Origin of the sequence: Arcticibacter svalbardensis MN12-7 (genome assembly GCF_000403135.1) — a bacterium.
GTDB classification, from domain to species: Bacteria; Bacteroidota; Bacteroidia; order Sphingobacteriales; family Sphingobacteriaceae; genus Arcticibacter; species Arcticibacter svalbardensis.
The window spans coordinates 1-16,901 of sequence record NZ_AQPN01000146.1 but is presented as its reverse complement, the minus strand read 5'-3'; the positions used below and the strand labels follow the sequence as shown (position 1 = coordinate 16,901).

At 39.4% G+C, this 16,901-nt stretch carries 17 protein-coding genes; 8 read left to right on the top strand and 9 right to left on the bottom strand.

Annotated features, from left to right (window positions below; translation table 11 throughout):
- Both ADIARSV_RS19895 and ADIARSV_RS19890 read right to left on the bottom strand, forming a co-directional pair.
- The coding region (locus tag ADIARSV_RS19895) for a hypothetical protein (protein WP_040300768.1) at window positions 1–200 on the bottom strand (200 nt) is incomplete at its 3' end.
- Window positions 201–701: 501 nt separating this feature from the next.
- Window positions 702–1,055: a HesB/IscA family protein gene (locus ADIARSV_RS19890; protein WP_016197487.1), complete on the bottom strand. Its 354-nt coding sequence runs from the start codon at window positions 1,053–1,055 to the stop codon at window positions 702–704.
- 89 nt (window positions 1,056–1,144) lie between these two features.
- Here ADIARSV_RS19890 and ADIARSV_RS19885 point away from each other — a divergent pair, with 89 nt between their 5' ends.
- The 4 genes from ADIARSV_RS19885 to dnaA all read left to right on the top strand — a co-directional run bounded on the left by ADIARSV_RS19885 (window position 1,145) and on the right by dnaA (window position 4,920).
- Complete coding sequence (locus tag ADIARSV_RS19885; RefSeq protein ID WP_016197486.1) at window positions 1,145–1,678, top strand: DUF7935 family protein; 534 nt, start codon at window positions 1,145–1,147, stop codon at window positions 1,676–1,678.
- 17 nt (window positions 1,679–1,695) lie between these two features.
- The gene (locus ADIARSV_RS19880) at window positions 1,696–2,460 is read left to right on the top strand and encodes a 5'-nucleotidase C-terminal domain-containing protein (RefSeq protein WP_235048458.1); all 765 of its coding nucleotides are present in this window, start codon (window positions 1,696–1,698) and stop codon (window positions 2,458–2,460) included.
- Between the two features lie 2 nt (window positions 2,461–2,462).
- Entirely contained in the window at window positions 2,463–3,401 is a 939-nt protein-coding gene (locus ADIARSV_RS19875; RefSeq protein WP_016197484.1) for a bifunctional metallophosphatase/5'-nucleotidase, read from the top strand.
- Between the two features lie 91 nt (window positions 3,402–3,492).
- Window positions 3,493–4,920: a chromosomal replication initiator protein DnaA gene (gene dnaA, locus ADIARSV_RS19870; RefSeq protein ID WP_016197483.1), complete on the top strand. Its 1,428-nt coding sequence runs from the start codon at window positions 3,493–3,495 to the stop codon at window positions 4,918–4,920.
- 75 nt (window positions 4,921–4,995) lie between these two features.
- On the opposite strand, the gene ADIARSV_RS19865 is transcribed toward dnaA, so the two are convergent.
- From ADIARSV_RS19865 to ADIARSV_RS19845, 5 genes are read right to left on the bottom strand one after another with little or no spacing between them, the layout of a single operon-like run.
- Window positions 4,996–5,544 carry an NUDIX hydrolase gene (locus ADIARSV_RS19865; protein ID WP_016197482.1) on the bottom strand — a complete coding sequence of 183 codons (549 nt, stop codon included), beginning with the start codon at window positions 5,542–5,544 and terminating at the stop codon, window positions 4,996–4,998.
- Window positions 5,537–5,947, bottom strand: a complete 411-nt coding sequence (locus ADIARSV_RS19860) for a hypothetical protein (protein ID WP_016197481.1) — start codon at window positions 5,945–5,947, stop codon at window positions 5,537–5,539. Before ADIARSV_RS19860 ends, ADIARSV_RS19865 begins: the two co-directional genes overlap by 8 nt.
- 32 nt (window positions 5,948–5,979) lie before the next feature.
- Window positions 5,980–6,783 carry a TPM domain-containing protein gene (locus ADIARSV_RS19855; RefSeq protein WP_016197480.1) on the bottom strand — a complete coding sequence of 268 codons (804 nt, stop codon included), beginning with the start codon at window positions 6,781–6,783 and terminating at the stop codon, window positions 5,980–5,982.
- A gap of 18 nt (window positions 6,784–6,801) precedes the next feature.
- The gene (locus tag ADIARSV_RS19850; protein WP_016197479.1) at window positions 6,802–7,242 is read right to left on the bottom strand and encodes a TPM domain-containing protein; all 441 of its coding nucleotides are present in this window, start codon (window positions 7,240–7,242) and stop codon (window positions 6,802–6,804) included.
- A gap of 9 nt (window positions 7,243–7,251) precedes the next feature.
- Window positions 7,252–7,830: a LemA family protein gene (locus ADIARSV_RS19845; protein ID WP_016197478.1), complete on the bottom strand. Its 579-nt coding sequence runs from the start codon at window positions 7,828–7,830 to the stop codon at window positions 7,252–7,254.
- Between the two features lie 85 nt (window positions 7,831–7,915).
- On the opposite strand from ADIARSV_RS19845, the gene ADIARSV_RS19840 reads away from it, so the two are divergent.
- From ADIARSV_RS19840 to ADIARSV_RS19825, 4 genes are all read left to right on the top strand, one after another.
- Window positions 7,916–9,466 carry an NAD(P)/FAD-dependent oxidoreductase gene (locus ADIARSV_RS19840; protein WP_040300766.1) on the top strand — a complete coding sequence of 517 codons (1,551 nt, stop codon included), beginning with the start codon at window positions 7,916–7,918 and terminating at the stop codon, window positions 9,464–9,466.
- Between the two features lie 43 nt (window positions 9,467–9,509).
- Window positions 9,510–9,869 carry a CoA-binding protein gene (locus ADIARSV_RS19835; RefSeq protein WP_016197476.1) on the top strand — a complete coding sequence of 120 codons (360 nt, stop codon included), beginning with the start codon at window positions 9,510–9,512 and terminating at the stop codon, window positions 9,867–9,869.
- Window positions 9,870–10,210: 341 nt separating this feature from the next.
- Window positions 10,211–10,963 carry an Rpn family recombination-promoting nuclease/putative transposase gene (locus tag ADIARSV_RS19830; RefSeq protein ID WP_083936629.1) on the top strand — a complete coding sequence of 251 codons (753 nt, stop codon included), beginning with the start codon at window positions 10,211–10,213 and terminating at the stop codon, window positions 10,961–10,963.
- A 381-nt stretch (window positions 10,964–11,344) separates the two neighbouring features.
- On the top strand, window positions 11,345–13,642 hold the full coding sequence (locus ADIARSV_RS19825) for a GH92 family glycosyl hydrolase (RefSeq protein ID WP_083936628.1): 2,298 nt from the start codon (window positions 11,345–11,347) through the stop codon (window positions 13,640–13,642).
- 79 nt (window positions 13,643–13,721) lie between these two features.
- Here the strand turns inward: ADIARSV_RS19825 and ADIARSV_RS19820 are convergent, their stop codons facing one another.
- Together ADIARSV_RS19820 and ADIARSV_RS22740 are read right to left on the bottom strand one after the other, a co-directional pair.
- Window positions 13,722–16,211, bottom strand: a complete 2,490-nt coding sequence (locus ADIARSV_RS19820; RefSeq protein WP_040300765.1) for a hypothetical protein — start codon at window positions 16,209–16,211, stop codon at window positions 13,722–13,724.
- A gap of 460 nt (window positions 16,212–16,671) precedes the next feature.
- Window positions 16,672–16,901 (bottom strand): hypothetical protein (locus tag ADIARSV_RS22740; protein WP_235048457.1); only part of this gene is annotated, 230 nt, incomplete at its 5' end.

The following is a 16,901-nucleotide window of genomic DNA, read 5'->3' as shown; positions in this document are numbered from 1 at the left end:
CCGTTTACTTTTATCGAAATTAACACTCTGCCCTTTCCCCGCTTGGTTATTGTGAGTACTTTCCCACTGCTGGTTTTCCATTTTACCTCATCAAATAAAGCGGACATTTCACCTGCATCATCCATTCCGCAAAGTGCCAATCCCTGCTCGCCTATGCCATATAAGTTATTTAATATCGTATCGATCACTCTTCGCGACATCTCTGGTTTACCAACAAAATAATGAGCTGCCCGGAAAGGTAAGCCCTGCCCATGATTTCACCCCTCTGGTAGCGTATAACCTAAAATTTTAGGATCGGTAAGTGGTGCTTTACCAATAAAAGTATTTATATATTTGGTAAGAGACGTTGTCGTTTGACTTTTACCAGCGGTTGATGCAAGCAAAAATAGAAGGAGCAGGTTTAAAGAATAATTAATTAGTTAATGCATTTAGCACTAAGACAAATGTGGGTTTATATTTTGAATAATTTCAATAATAATAGAATAAAAACATTCGCCCAAATGGAGGGGGTAAATTATAAAGAACTGAAAACCATGATATAGAGGGAATTTAACCTGTCAAGTTAAGCTTGCTGGAAAATAAAAATGAAGAGGTTGTTTATGGTATTAGGGGGAAATAAGGAATAAAGTATTTGGATAGCCCTTTCTGAAAAATACTAAGGAAAGGATTATCATAAACCCTTTCCTTAGTATCTGAAAATGTTATACCGCAAATGAAGTACCGCATCCGCAAGTACTCGAGGCATTCGGGTTGTTAAATGTAAACCCACGAGAATTCAATCCATCCTGGAAATCAATTTGCATCCCAGCAAGATAAAGACCATGTGCCTTATTCATATATACTTTTATACCGTTATGTAAAAACTCCTGGTCCCCATCTTTTTTCTGATCAAAACCTAAAATGTAAGTCATACCTGAGCATCCTCCACCTTCAACACCTATGCGCAAGCCAAACTCATTGTTAAGCTCCTGTTGCTGTTGTATTTTTTTAAGCTCTTTTGTTGCTCCTTCAGTGAAAGAAACCGGTATAAGTGCTGTTGCTGTCTCCATACTCATTTCTTTTTTATATTTACACCAAATATAACCTTAATTCCTCATTTTTGTTTATCCAAGGGCGATTTGACGCTCTGACTACAAATAGTATAATGCAATCAACCACACTGTTTTTACTTGATATTGCTAAATTAACATTATCAGGAACCCTGCTCATTTTTATCGGATATCTCTTCGCAAGACCTTATCTGGATCAGAAACTTAAAGTCCAGCTACTCGATTTAAAAAAAAACAGCCAGGCAGCCATACTACCTCTTCGGCTTCAGGCTTATGAAAGAATCATCTTATTGATGGAGCGGATTAATCCGGTTAATCTGCTGCTGCGCACGAATACACCCGGTCTTACCCTTATTGAATATCAACAGATCCTCACTTCAGAAATCAGAAATGAGTATCAGCATAATATTACGCAGCAATTGTATGTAAATCAGTCCTCATGGGCTTTGATCTCAAAATTGAAAGAAGATACAATTGCGTTAATCAATAATGCAGGTAAATCATTGCCTGCCGATGCTTCACATATTGAATTAAGTAAACTTGTACTGCAGCATTTATCAACATTGGAAATTAATCCCTATGATGCAGCTCTAGTCGTCATCAGACAGGATATTCAACAGTTATTCTAAAAACTCGCACATAAAAAATGGTCTTATTCCTATCACAAATCATGCGTAAAGGCAAGTGGATCCTGCCTGTGTTATTAATTACACTAACAGGATGCAGTCCAAAGCTTCATCTTGCCGGCAATACACCTCAGTTGTATCCGATCAAAAATCTTCCGGTAGATTCAAGCATGCTGGCCTTTTACAAACCTTATAAAGCGGGTATTGATTCTCAGATGAATACAGTAATTGGATTGGCAGCGGTCAATATAGAGCGAGGTCGTCCAGAGGGATTGTTAAATAACCTGGTTGCCGATGTCATGTATCAGGCCGGTAAAGAGAACCACATCGAATTTGATTTCGCTCACACCAATTATTTTTCACTTAGAAATCCCATCAGCGCAGGACCTATAAAAGCCTTCAAAATCTATGAACTCATGCCTTTTGAGAATTATTTCGTCACAGTAAAGCTTAAAGGAGCTGACATTCTCGACCTATTTAACTATATGGCAGCAGGAGGGGGCGATCCAATCTCAGGAGCTACATTCTGCATTAAAGATGGCAAAGCATCTGATATTATGATTCAGGGCATCCCTTTTGATATATCGAAAGAGTATACCGTATTAACCAATGATTATTTAGCTAATGGTGGAGATAAGGCAGTGGTTTACACCAAAGCAATAAAGCGCATAGGTAGTACTATTAAAGTGAGAGACGCCTTGTTGAACTATATTAAACAACAACAAGCCGCCGGCAAATCCATCAGTCCAAAACTTGATCACCGCATCCAAACTATAAAACTCTAACCATGAATAGAAGAAAATTTATAAAAAATACATTGACCGGATCTGCTGTTATTGCATTGAGCTCCGGATATCAATCTATTTTTGCTGCAGATCAGCGTGTAAAATTGACTATTCTTCATACCAATGATGTGCACAGTAGGATAGATCCTTTCCCCGTGGACGACATAAAATATGCAGGTATGGGTGGAGTAGCGCCTCGCAGCGCCTTAATTAAAAAGATCAGGCAGGAGGAAGAACACGTTCTTCTATTCGATGCCGGCGATATTTTTCAAGGAACCCCTTATTTTAATTTCTATGGTGGAGAGCCTGAAGTGAAGATGATGTCATTGATGGGATATGATGCTGGAACAATGGGCAACCACGATTTTGATAATGGAGTAGAAGGATTCGTCAAACAACTGCCACATGCTAATTTCCCAATCCTGACCGCAAACTATGACTTTTCGGACACGCCCTTATATGGGAAAACAAAACCCTATCAGGTATTTAAAAAAGGCAGATTGAAAATAGGGGTCTATGGAGTCTGTATCCAGCTCGATGGTTTGGTTAATAAGGAGCAATTTGGAAATACAAAATACCTCGATCCTATCAAGAAGGCGCAGGAGATTGAGGCACATCTGAAGAGCAAGGAAGATTGCGATATGATCATCTGTCTATCGCATCTGGGGTATAAATACGACACGGATAAAGTCTCCGATGTGGTGCTTGCCCAAAATACATCCTATACGGATTTGATCATTGGCGGACATACCCATACGTTCCTTCCCGCTCCCGACAACATTCCAAATAAGAGAGGTAAAAAGGTGATCATTAATCAGGTAGGTTTCGCAGGAATTAATCTGGGACGTCTGGATTTTGTATTCGAAAGTAAAATTTCAGGAAAAATGACCTATACTTCTGCTGTTGAGCCTGTTAAATTATTTTCAAATTTTAATTCCTAAACCGAGTAATTTTTCGAATATTCGATGTTCCAAATCGGTCGTTGAAATCTTCACTGCATCGCTTGGAAATCAAATTATTAACAAAAGCTTCATGGAAAAAACTGGTACTAATGTTTGGAATAACTGTCTTCAGATCATAAAAGACAATATTCCGACTCAAAGCTATAAGACCTGGTTTGAGCCAATAAAAGCATTGCGTCTGGAAGGAAATGTGTTGACTATACAAGTGCCTAGTTTGTTCTTTTACGAATGGCTGGAAGAGCATTATGTTGGTCTTTTAAGGAAAACCGTAAAAAAGCAATTAGGAGATGAAGGTCGCCTGGAATACAATATAGTAGTTGAGAAGTCGTCAAGTAGTAAACCATTTACTACCAATATGCCCTCTACCGGAAATGGGTCCGAAGCAAAATACCAATCCATACCAGTAGCCGTAACTTTAAATAAGGACATTAAAAATCCATTTGTGATACCTGGTTTGAAAAAACTTCAGGTTGATCCTCAGTTAAATCCCAATTATTGTTTTGAGAATTTCATAGAAGGTGATTGCAACCGTCTTGCCCGCTCAGCAGGTTACGCTGTAGCAGCAAAACCCGGAGGCACCGCCTTTAACCCACTGCTGCTTTATGGAGGTGTTGGTCTTGGTAAAACTCACCTTGGTCAGGCTATCGGAAACGAAATTAAACGCACTAATCCCGAAAAACTCGTAATCTATGTGTCTTGCGAAAAGTTCTGTCAGCAGTTTGTGGATTCATTGAAAAATAATACCATCAATGATTTCGTGAATTTCTACCAGGCAATGGATGTCATCATCATGGATGATGTGCATAACTTCGCCGGAAAGGAAAAAACACAGGATATCTTCTTCCATATCTTTAATCACCTGCACCAGTCCGGCAAACAGTTAATTCTTACTTCAGACCGTGCGCCTAAAGATATTACAGGATTAGAAGACAGACTCTTGAGTCGTTTTAAATGGGGACTCTCTGCAGATCTCCAGGTTCCTGATCTGGAAACCCGTATGGCTATCCTAAAGAAGAAAATGTATGCCGATGGTATTGAACTCCCTACAGAGGTAATTGAATACGTAGCGCATAACATTGACAACAATGTTCGTGAATTAGAAGGAGCTATGGTTTCTTTACTGGCTCAGTCAACATTGAACAAAAAGGAGATCAACCTGGGATTGGCTAAATCCATGCTCAAAAACTTCATTAAGCATACTTCCAGAGAGATTTCGATGGAATATATTCAAAAGCTTGTTTGCGAGTATTTTGAAGTGCCAATAGAGATGGTTAAATCAAAAACCAGGAAGAGAGAGATTGTTCAGGCTCGCCAGATCTCTATGTACCTTGCTAAAAGCCACACCAAGACCTCATTGAAATCAATAGGTCAGTTCTTTGGTGGACGCGATCACTCCACAGTAATTTACGCTTGTCAGACGGTAGAGGATTTAATTGATACCGATAAGAAGTTCAAGAATTACGTACAGGACATTCAGAAGAAACTCAAAATGAGTTAAACCCGTGTTTGTTTTAGACATAAAAAAAGGCAATCTCCATTACGAGGTTGCCTTTTTTGTTATAAGACAATTAAATTAAAGCTTTCCCAATTTCGCCAAAGCGAAAAAGATACTGCTGATATGTAATGCCTGTTCAATTTTGTTCTGCAATACCAGTTCTTTTAATTCGGCGACACTTACCGTAAACACTTCGATCTCTTCTTTGCCATCCAGATCCTGTTCTTGCACCTTTTTACCGCCTGTAAGGATAAAACTATGCGTCCGGTTAGATGAAGTTGAGGGGTTAGCATAAACCGTGCAAATTGGCTCCAGAGTATCGAAAGCATAACCGGTTTCTTCCAGCAATTCCCGGACAACCGCCTCTTCAGGCGTCTCCCCCGGATCGATGCAACCGCCTGGTATTTCGGTAAAGACCTTTTCTGCTCCATGACGATACTGCCGGATGAGCAGCACCTCCCCATCTTCCGTAAAAGCTACCGCATTTACCCAATCCGGATACTCCAGCACATAATAATCATCCACTATCTTGCCGTCAGGCATGCGGCAGGTATCTACCCGTAATGTCGCCCACTGCTCCTTAACCAGATATTTGGAAGATAATTTCTCCCAATTCAGATTACTCATACTGCAGATTATTTAAGAAATTGGTAATCTGTTCCCGTCGCGCAATGTTCTCAAAACTTTGCTGATGGTGTTCAGTTTCCAATAAGTTAAGAATGGCAGCAGTTTTATGAAGAATCAAAATAGTTTCCTTTTCTTCCTGAAATGGATAAACGGTTTCAAACATCAGCTGCGCTAATAGGTTCAGCTTTTCTGCCGAATAACTATTCGTTTTTAAAAACAACTGGAAATCTTCCACTCCTGACGTCTCCAGATATTCTTTAGTCAGACCGAAAGTATCAGAAAGCGCCTGAAAGGCTAAGTCTATTCCATCATCTACATTACCATCATTTTTAAGCCCTAATATTTTAGCTAGTATCTGTCCTAGCTTCTGAATTTCAGCTTCTATAAAGTCTTTTCGTATCATAATTACTAATATTCTATGTTAAACTCCAAAAATTACCAGCTGCCACTGGATCCGCCGCCGCCAAAACTACCGCCTCCGAATCCACCGAAACCGCCTCCTCCACCACCGAAACCGCCTCCGCTATTTCCGCCGCCAAAGCTGCCGCCACCACCACCGCCACGACCAGCCATGCCGGCAAGTAAACTCCACCATAATAATCCTGCACCACCACGACCTCCAATCACTCGTCCGCCGCCACCGCCACCACCACCTTTAGAGGCGATAACAGCAATTACGATAACAGCGAGTATGACCAATCCAACCGGAAATCCTCCGGATTTTGATTTACCCTTAGAAGGTGCATCATTTTTATATTCACCCTTTGTATAGGAAATAATGGAATTCGTAGCTTTATCTAAGCCCGAATAATAGTCTCCTTGTTTAAAAGCAGGTTTAATATCATTTTCAATAATCTGATGTGTAATGGCATCAGGAAGAGCACCTTCTACACCGTATCCGGTTTGAATCGTTACTTTTCGATCTTCAATTGCTGCAAGAAGCACTACACCATTATTTTTCCCTTTCTGACCCACTCCCCATTTTTCTGCCAGCTTAACCGTATAATCAGCGATGTCGTAAACACCTACCGATTTGATCAGCACGACCGCAATCTGCGTAGATGAAGTATCGTTAAAAGCGACTAGTTTTTGCTCCAGACGGTCAGTTTGTTCCGCCGAAAGGGTACCGGTAAAATCAGTCACCAGTCGATCCGATTTAGGAGGAAGCTCCTGAGCCCTTAGGCCTGCAGTAAATAAAAGAAAGGAAAGTGCTAGTAATAAACCTTGTTTTACATTCATGTTGGTTCGCTAATCTTATCAGATATAAGAAATATCATCTGATAACTCATTTTTATCACCATCCCTTGAAGGAAATAGTTTTTTAAGCTGCTCGCCGGCAGCATTTATCCCTGCAATTATGCCCAAAGAAAGATTTTCGTTCTTAAAATGTGCTAGCATTTTCTCTTTCGTAGAATCCCAGAAATCTGCATGAACCCGGACATTTATTCCCTCATCACCTATAATGGCAAATTTATGGTCATCCGTTGCAATATAAATCAGGACGCCATTGCGTAATGCAGTCTTGTCCATTCCGATTTTAAGAAAATAGATTGATGCCCGTTCAAAAGCATCAGGAACAGGGCATTTCTTTTCCACACAGATCCTTATCTCTCCGGATGTACTCTTCTCTGCATGCTCAATTGCTTTACGGATATCTTCTTGTTCAATATCCGTAAAAATGGCTGAATTCTTACTCATGTTGCTGGTTTAAAACTGAACGGAAGGGGCTTTATTGGCACCTGCTTCAGCCTGGAAATAACCTTTTTTGGAAAAGCCGAACATCCCTGCAGTTAAGTTATTAGGGAAACTTCTAATCTTCGAATTGTACGTTTGAGTGACGTCATTAAACTTTTGTCTCTCTACTGTGATACGGTTTTCTGTTCCTTCCAATTGACTTTGTAAGGTTTGGAAGTTAGCATTTGCCTTCAGCTCCGGGTAGTTCTCTGTAACCATCAATAAACGGCCAATAGCAGAACTTAACTGTCCCTGTGCATTCTGGAACTTTTCAATATTTTCAGGAGTTAATTTATCGGGGTCTATATTTACGGAAGTCGCTTTAGCACGAGCTTCTATCACCTGTGTAAGGGTTTCTTTTTCGAAATTTGCTGCTCCTTTTACGGTATTTACCAAATTAGGAATCAGGTCAGCACGTCTTTGATACACGTTTTGTACTTGTGCCCATTGCGATTGAACTTGCTCGTCCAATTTAACCATGCCATTATAATCGCATGACGAAAAGGTAAAGATGCCGATTAAACCGGCAAGCGTATAAACTAGTTTTCTCATAGTGTTAAAGTTAAAGTTTTTGATTCATATCTAAGATGTCAAAATTCATACCTTTGTTACTCTCCCGGATAAAAACCTGGCTATTATTATGAAAGAAATTGAAATAGTGCTACTTCCACACGAAAGTAATGATCGTGAGATTCTGTTTGATAAAGCGGCAACTGCACTAAATATAGCTCGGAGTAGCCTGAAAGACGTACAAATCCATAAACGATCTATAGATGCCCGTGGGAAACAGGTCGTATTTCGCCTCAAAGTACAGGTGTATACGGATGAAATTCCGGTACCTGAAATTTTTACAGTTTCCTATCCAAATGTCAGTAATAAAAACCCGGTCTTAATTATTGGGGCTGGTCCGGCAGGTTTGTTTGCCGCTCTTCGCTGCATCGAACTGGGTCTTAAACCCATTATTCTGGAACGGGGAAAAGATGTAAAGCAAAGAAGGAGGGATTTGGCAGCCATCCACAAAGAAGGAATCATCAATCCGGAGTCTAATTATTGCTTTGGCGAAGGAGGGGCTGGAACTTATTCCGACGGTAAACTTTATACCCGATCCAACAAACGGGGCGATGTGCAGTATGTATTGAAAGCTTTTGTTGCCCACGGTGCTACAGAAGACATATTGATCGATGCCCGTCCCCATATCGGAACAAATAAACTGCCGCAAATTATTACTTCTATGAGGGAAAATATTTTGAATGCCGGTGGCGAAATTCATTTCGATACCAAGGTGTCTGAATTTATATTATCCGGTAATAAAATGAAGGGCGTTAAAACCGCATTGGGAAACGATTTTCATGCAGAAGCTGTCATTCTGGCAACCGGACACTCCGCACGTGATATTTATTATATCCTGCGTAAGCATAATTTACATATCGAGGCCAAGCCATTTGCTTTAGGCGTTCGTATTGAACACCCCCAATTACTTATTGATCAGGCGCAATACCATTGTGAGGTTCGCGATCCGGATCTTCCGCCATCTTATTATAGTTTGGTGGAGCAGGTAGAAAACCGGGGAGTATTTTCATTTTGTATGTGTCCCGGTGGGATCATTGCGCCCTGTGCAACTGATTTTAATGAAATTGTCGTGAATGGCTGGTCGCCCTCCAAGCGGAATAACCCATTCGCCAATTCAGGAACCGTGGTGCAGATTAATCTGGAAGATGTTCCCGGATCGTTTGAAGATCCATTCAGACTTCTCCATTTTCAAGCAGAAGCGGAGAAAAAAGCCTTTTTTGCAGGAGGAGGAGCATTGGTTGCCCCGGCACAACGCATGGTCGACTTTTCTAATGGAAAGCTGTCTAACGATTTGCCGGATAATTCTTATTTGCCCGGTACCAGCAGTGCTGATCTCTCTGCGGTATTACCTGAATTCGTTTATTCCAGACTTCAAAAGGCTCTTCCTGCTTTTGGAAAAAAGATGAAAGGTTATTTTACCAATGAGGCGATACTGGTGGGGGTTGAATCCCGTACCTCAGCACCAGTACGAATTCCCCGTGATAAGGAGAGCCTTCAGCATCCGGATGCAATTGGATTATTTCCTTGCGGAGAGGGTTCAGGATATGCTGGTGGTATTGTCTCGGCTGCAATTGATGGCATGAATTGTGCAGATGCAGCCTTGAGGCTTTTAAATTAAATACGCAGGTTTAACAGCTTAGTTTTATTAAATAAATGCTTTTATGAAAAAGACATTAGTATTAGGAGCCACTCCGGATTCAAGCCGGTATGCTTTTCTTGCATCAAATAGGTTAGTAAACCACGGACATGAAATTGTGAATGTAGGAATCAAAAAAGGAGAGGTAGCCGGTGTTGCTATTGAAGCAGCAGGGGATATTCATTCGGATATCGATACGGTGACGCTTTATGTTGGAACCCGCAATCAGCCGCCTCTTTATGATTATATATTGAACACCAATCCTAAACGGATTATTTTTAATCCAGGCACAGAGAATGAAGAACTGGAAGCGCTTGCGCAGGCAAAGGGTATAGAGACGGTGGAGGGATGTACGTTAGTAATGCTTTCAACGGGTCAGTTTTAGTGTTTGATTGCTCGTAATAATGAAATAGGAGTTTACTTATTAATTGGAGTGATGCAAGTGGTTGCTTAGTGATCAGTTAGCTACCTTTAATTAAATCCTTCTAATATGATAGCAGTAAGAATCCGGTATGAGTCCGACTTAGACTAGTTAAAGTCGGACTTACACCGGATTTTTATTGCTTTATTTTTGCGTTGAATAACAATCATTTTACCTGTTATCCTGCCTTAGTCCAATTTTGAAAAACGATCAGGAGTTTAAATTCGATTAGTTAGTTAATATAATGGTGCATTGATAGATTCTCTCTCTCATCTTAAATATGTTAAGACGCCGCTTATAATTGTATATTTTTTAGATGGCTAACCTTATTCAATCACCAGGCAAAAGAGTATAATAAGAATGAGCATAGGGGGCAGACCGAAAATGATGGAGCGGCTATCTTTGACTTGCTGTGCACTGGTGATAATGGAGAAAAATTTCTGATCGAAGTTCAGCGTGGTAAACAGGAAAACTTTATTCAGCGTTCGCATTTTTACACCTCCATGCTGATTACTGAAGACGTACCCAAAGGTGGAGATGAACGGGCAATATGGGCGTATGGAGTAAAAGAGGGTTACTTCATTGGATTAATTAAAACGTTTACTATTAACGATAACCCCGAACGCTATTTGCATGATATTTGTATGTGTAATCGGGAGACTGGTGAAATATTTTACAATGGACTCGGATATATCTATTTGGAATTAGTTAAATTTGTTAAAGAAGAGGCTGAACTGATATCGGGAATTGACAAATGGCTTTATGTGTTGAAGAATATGAGCAAAATGGACAAAATTCCTTCTTATCTTAGGAAACCGATTTTTGAGAAGTTGTTTCAGGTCGCTGAATATAGTAAAATGAGCAAGGAGGATAAGAAAATGTATGACATCAGCTTAAAAAGGAAATGGGATAATCAGAATGTGCTTGATTATGCTAGAAAAGAAGGGATAGACGAAGGGAAGAGGGTTGTTGCGCTAGAAATGAAAAAACGTGGGTTAGATATTCAACTTATCGCTGAAATAACTGGCCTTTCTGAACAAGAAGTAGAATCTCTTTAACCACATTATAATTGAAAAAAGAATCTCAGCTTGATTTATTTCAAATTAGCATTTCATACATTCCGCTCTTACAGTTCAATTATTAAATGTATAACCTTATATTACATCAGATTGAAATTTTAATAAATAAGTTATAACCCCATAAACCTAGTTCACTATTAGTAATGCTATAAACTTGACTTACATTTTAAACCAGAATTAAATTTTTTATAACCAGAGAGTACAAGATAAACCCAAAACAATACCTTACTCAATAAAGCTGATACGCCATTACTTGGAAGTATTACCTGTATTGATTGAAAATAATTCCCTAAGTATTTCTTGAATAACCTATTTTATTTATTTAAAATTGAGAAGCTTTATCCTTTTAGCAACCCTTTTATGTGTTTAACCAGCAATAGTAAGATTATCAAACCAAGTATATTTACTTTCTTGATTTTTGTTTTGTCATTAGCCAGCCTATTTGCAAAGCAACATACTTTAAAACCAGGGATGGAGCCAGTAGATTATGTAAATCCTTACATAGGGAATATCAGTCATTTACTGGTACCTACCTATCCAACTATACACTTACCCAATAGCTTGCTTCGAGTTTATCCGGAGAGGGCAGATTTTACAGGAAATCAGATTAGTGGACTTCCCGTCAGTGTCACCAGCCATAGAGGAGCATCTGCTTTCAACTTAAGTCCTTATCAGGGAGATGAAAAAAAACTGAATGCTGTAATTAATTATGGGTATGACAATGAAATCATTAAGCCTTATTTTTATCACGTTGACCTTGATGATTATGGAATAGCTGTAAAGTTTGCTCCATCGCATCAATCGGCTATATACCAGATAAATTTTACCGAAACCGGGCCTGCTTATTTGATTCTTAATTCACTTGATGGTGAAATGAAAGTAAACGCAAATACCATTAGCGGATATCAGTCATTGGGAAATAACACAAAAGTATTTCTGTATATGGAAACTGACTTAAAACCTACGTCAAGTGGGATTTTATCTGATCAGAAAATAAATCCTGCTGTAAAAACTGCAACTGGAAAAGATGCTTGTGTGGTGCTAAAATATCCGTTAAATACGAAACAGATTAAAGTGAGATACGGTATTTCGTTTATCAGCATTGAACAGGCAAAGAAAAACCTGCAACGTGAAATTAAAGATTACAGTCTCGAGAAAGTTGCTGAAACGGGAAGGGGGGTGTGGAATAAAACATTAGGGAAGATACTAATAGACGGTGATAATGAAAATTATAAAACGGTGTTCTACACCTCGCTGTACCGTACATACGAACGGATGATTTGTATATCTGAGGATGGAAATTATTTCAGTGCTTTTGACGGCAAGGTTCATCAAGATCTAGGCATTCCATTTTATACGGATGACTGGATCTGGGATACGTATCGGGCAACACATCCGCTTAGGGCAATCATTGAACCGAAAAAAGAACAGGATATGATTAATTCATTCATCCGCATGGCTGAACAGATGCCTGATTTCTGGATGCCTACTTTTCCGGAAATCACTGGAGATAGTAGACGAATGAATTCGAATCACGGCGTAGCTACAATAATTGATGCTTATAATAAGGGGTTAAGAGGCTTTGATCTGGAAAAAGCATATCTGGCCTGCAAAAATGCCATTACCCAAAAAACATTAGCTCCATGGTCGCCTAAAAAAGCGGGTGCACTGGATGCTTTTTATAAGAAGAACGGTTATATTCCTGCCTTACATCCAGGAGAAGAAGAAACAATTCCAGAGGTTCATTCCTGGGAAAAACGCCAGCCGGTAGCTGTTACCCTAGGTACTGTTTACGATGAATGGTGTTTATCTAAAATTGCAAAGATTTTGGGGAAGGATGAGGATGCTGCTTATTTTGCAGAACGCAGTCTTAATTACCATAAGGTATTCAATCCTGAAACGAAGTTCTTTCATCCTAAAGATAAAGATGGAAAGTTTATTGAGCCCTTTGATTATCGGTTTTCGGGTGGCATTGGTGCGCGTGATGCTTATGATGAAAATAATGGTTGGGTGTATCGTTGGGATGTACAACACAATATAAGTGACCTGGTAAAAATGATGGGCGGTAAAGATTCTTTCGTTAATGAACTGGAACGGATGTATAATACTCCTCTTGGTATGGGAAGGCCTGATTTTCATCATCAGTTTGGTGATCATACCGGAATTGTAGGTCAGTATTCAATGGGTAATGAACCAAGTATGCACATTCCTTATCTATATAATTACGGGGGGCAACCCTGGAGAACTCAAAAGCGCGTTCGCTCTTTATTAAATCAATGGTTTAGAAACGATTTAATGGGTATTCCAGGAGATGAGGACGGTGGTGGTTTGACCTCCTTTGTCGTCTTTTCATCCTTAGGGTTTTATCCAATTACTCCTGGTTTACCGATGTATGTAATAGGTGCTCCTATGTTCAGAGATGCAAAAATAGATATTGGCAATGGGAAGATCTTTGAGATTTCTTGTTTGAATTATTCACCTGATAATAAATATATTCAATCTGCAAAACTTAATGGAAAGGAATGGAACAAATCGTGGTTTTCGCATCAGGAGCTAATGCAAGGGGGGAAACTAGAATTTGTTATGGGAAAACAGCCTAATAAAAAATGGGCTTCAGATGAAGATGCATTGCCGCCATCCTTTAGTATGCCTGATTAATGCCGCTATGAAAAATAGATTTCATTTCACGCATAGGCTGAATTGCGAAATGAAATCTATTTTCAGATGAATCTTATTATTACAGTTTTGCCTCTATTGCTTGAGGTGTAATCCTTGATTTTTTGTTAGTAAATATGACGTGATCCCTTGGGCCAAAGGATGAATTCACACGGCTTGAGGACTCTTGGACCTGATGAGGTGATTGATCTCCTGATCCGGTTGATTGATAGGATTCAACCTTTCTGCGTTTTTCAATGATACTTCTTGATCCAAAATTATAAGTCAGACTAAGACCGGCAAAGAAATTACCGTGGAAAATTGTGCTTTTGAATACCTCTTCATTCCATTTAACAAAACCTTCTTTGTAATGTTCAATAGTTCGGATTCCATACATTCCTAATGTACCCTTTATGAGAAAAGCTGATTTTTGTATACCTAGGTGAAGGGCTGCATAATTACTTGACGCATAAGATGCCTTTACATCACCATCCAAGATCATCTGTGTGGCAATCTCTGCATTATATACGCCATCAGGATGAGAACGGTTATAATCACGTTTCCACTCTGCACTACCTGTTTGTGATGCGCCGCTTTGCGTGTGCGTGTGATTGGTCGTTCCTTCGTTATTGGTTTCACCAGTTAGCTCTAAATCTACTATAAAGTTAGTGCCTTTTCCATCTTCTATATTTCCGTATCCAAGATTCAAGATATGTGTCAACAGGGTGTATCGGTAATAGGTCATAACGTGGGAAAGGTCGAAGAAACGTTTGTATGGATCGTCCAGACCCGGGGTTGAAAGGACAGTTGCGTCAACACCTAACATAACCGGACCTACGTTTATGCCGAAGTGACCACCCCAATTGATATAGTTTTGGTTAAACTTGGGCACTGCACCATGCTCACCCAACATTGTTTTATCATCATAACCCACCTGGCGTCTGCCTGTTCCTCCTATAATACCAAACTCGGGATAGATAACAGGCTTTACTCCTTTTTCTGCAATCTTAAGCAGGTTTGAGAGGTAAACGTCTGATTCTAGTCTGAATTCTATACCGTTTTGTGAAATGCGTGATCCTTGTTGTGGCTCTCCGTTAACATACTCAGGAACAAAATCAACAGCATCAAATGCAGTACGGTATTCAGAATGGCGACTTGCCATTTTAATTCTGGGATTAAACAGGATCAATTTTTTTGTTTCTTGTATCTCGATAGTTGAATATTGATTCATAATGCTCATACCCACCTGTTGTACGCTGATATATGCTGTTGATGAGGGCTGTACTGGAGTTTCTGGTCCTGCTACAGCTACCAGAACAAGATCAGAACTGGTCATATATTTTGTTTTATCTGATCCATAACCTAATGATTTCATCTTTTCAGTGCCATGATCCGTTAATTCACTCAAACGTTTAGGTGTAAAATCACCTGTTTGAGTTGCAGAAATTGAACCTTTGCCATTGATTAGTTGTCTTAATAGTTTCACAGCATCTCGTTCGCCATAATGTAGGGCGGTAAGCATGGTTATTTCAAGCGCCTTTGCTTCAGCTTGGTTACTTACCTGTTCGGCACTAATTACCTGATCTTCTGTAAGTAAAACTGGGCCTACATTACCAGGTACATTCGCATTGAAAAACTGACTGCTTTTTAATGCATTGATGGTATTACTTTCTTTTCCTTTTTTAAGATCAGTAGTTAACGCTTCTACAAATTTTTTGGTTTCAGGATGTCGATTTATATCGCCTTCCTGCAAACGGATCAATTCAAAGAGTGCACGTTTGTAGTTTTCATTGGCATTCTCTTTAGAGATTTTGTCGCCAGGGAATGTACGTGCCCTGAATTCAGCAACGGCTGCTTTTTCTGCGGCATATTTGTTTTTATTTTTTGCCTGCTCCCGCTGAAGTATTTCAGCTAGTGTAATGGAGCTTCCATTGTAATCAAGTATTTCAAGGTTGGTGCTTTCGCGGATTTCTCTTGTTGCAGAGGTAATCGTAATTGTATTATGTAGTTTTGTGCCATAATCGCGTGCCATATAGGCTTGATATACGTTTTCTTTCCATTGCGGCTGATTGCTCTGTATCGTAGCAGGCTTAACTGATATCATTGCCCGAAGGTCTTTTAATACCAATGGATTTTTTCCGATAGTAACCTCTTGATTCTGTTCTGTTCTGAAAGTTATACTTTGTCCTTTAGTCAGATATTTATTAATCAGTTCAAATAGGGCAACTGTTCCATTTATGCCCTGTTTGGCAACGTATTCTAAATCTGGTTTGCTCAATAATGTGGTTATGAGTATGCCTTTCTGTTTGTCATACTTGGTAGTATCAGCAAGTATTTCAGCGGCTTTTACTGCTGCCCCGGTAAGTCGGGTGTCCTCTTTTAGAGATTGAGTGATCTTTGTATAGGTTGTAAGCGACTCCCCCGGACTGCGTTTTATAGTTACTGTATCCTGTGGAGCTTTGTAGGTTTGCGCATCAGAGTTTTGAGTCATTGCGAAGTAGCTGCCAAGAGAAGCAATGGTCATCATTAGAGTACGGTTAATCTTATGAGGGAAATAGCTAAGCACTTTCATGTGTGAAATAATTTTGCGCAATATAGAAATGTGTTTGCGTTTAAGAGGACAGGTGTACTTGTTTTGAACATAGAGTGTGAAATTAGTGGTAAGATTTGTTTAGTTTTAAATATCCCTGGTCATTTTTAAAACGATGTTAAATGGTGAATTGCCTAGGTTTTCAATTAATGATTCTACGTGGTGTTGCTTTTAGTGAATTATTAATAAGCAGGACTTTTCCATTTACAAAGTGCTTGATTTCTATTTATGAATTTTTAAATAAATTAATATGCAGCTTATATCTGGGCAGAATGCAGGTATATTAAATGATTTGCTAAGCTATTTATACTTTATTCCTGTTGCATTAGCAGTTAAGATCCTGTCTTTATTCCTAATAATCCGCATGGATTGGGATTATTATCTGCTGAATTCGCATTTTGTTTGGCTTAAGTCAACAATTATTTCATTTTATTTTCACCTGTTAACAGGCTGTCGGATAAGCGCCCCCTGTCTGTTCATTAAGATTAGGGCTTGTATTTCTGAGCAAATGACTGAGAAATAGTTGCAGTATTGCTACAGAATGTGCACTTTTGCAATCCCAAATCGAAGGGGGAAAAAGCAAAGCGCGAGGCGGAGCGGAAGATGAAGAGAGATAGAAATAGGAGCAAAAAGAAAAGTAATTTTTTTCTTGCAAATACCAAAAAGCTTCTT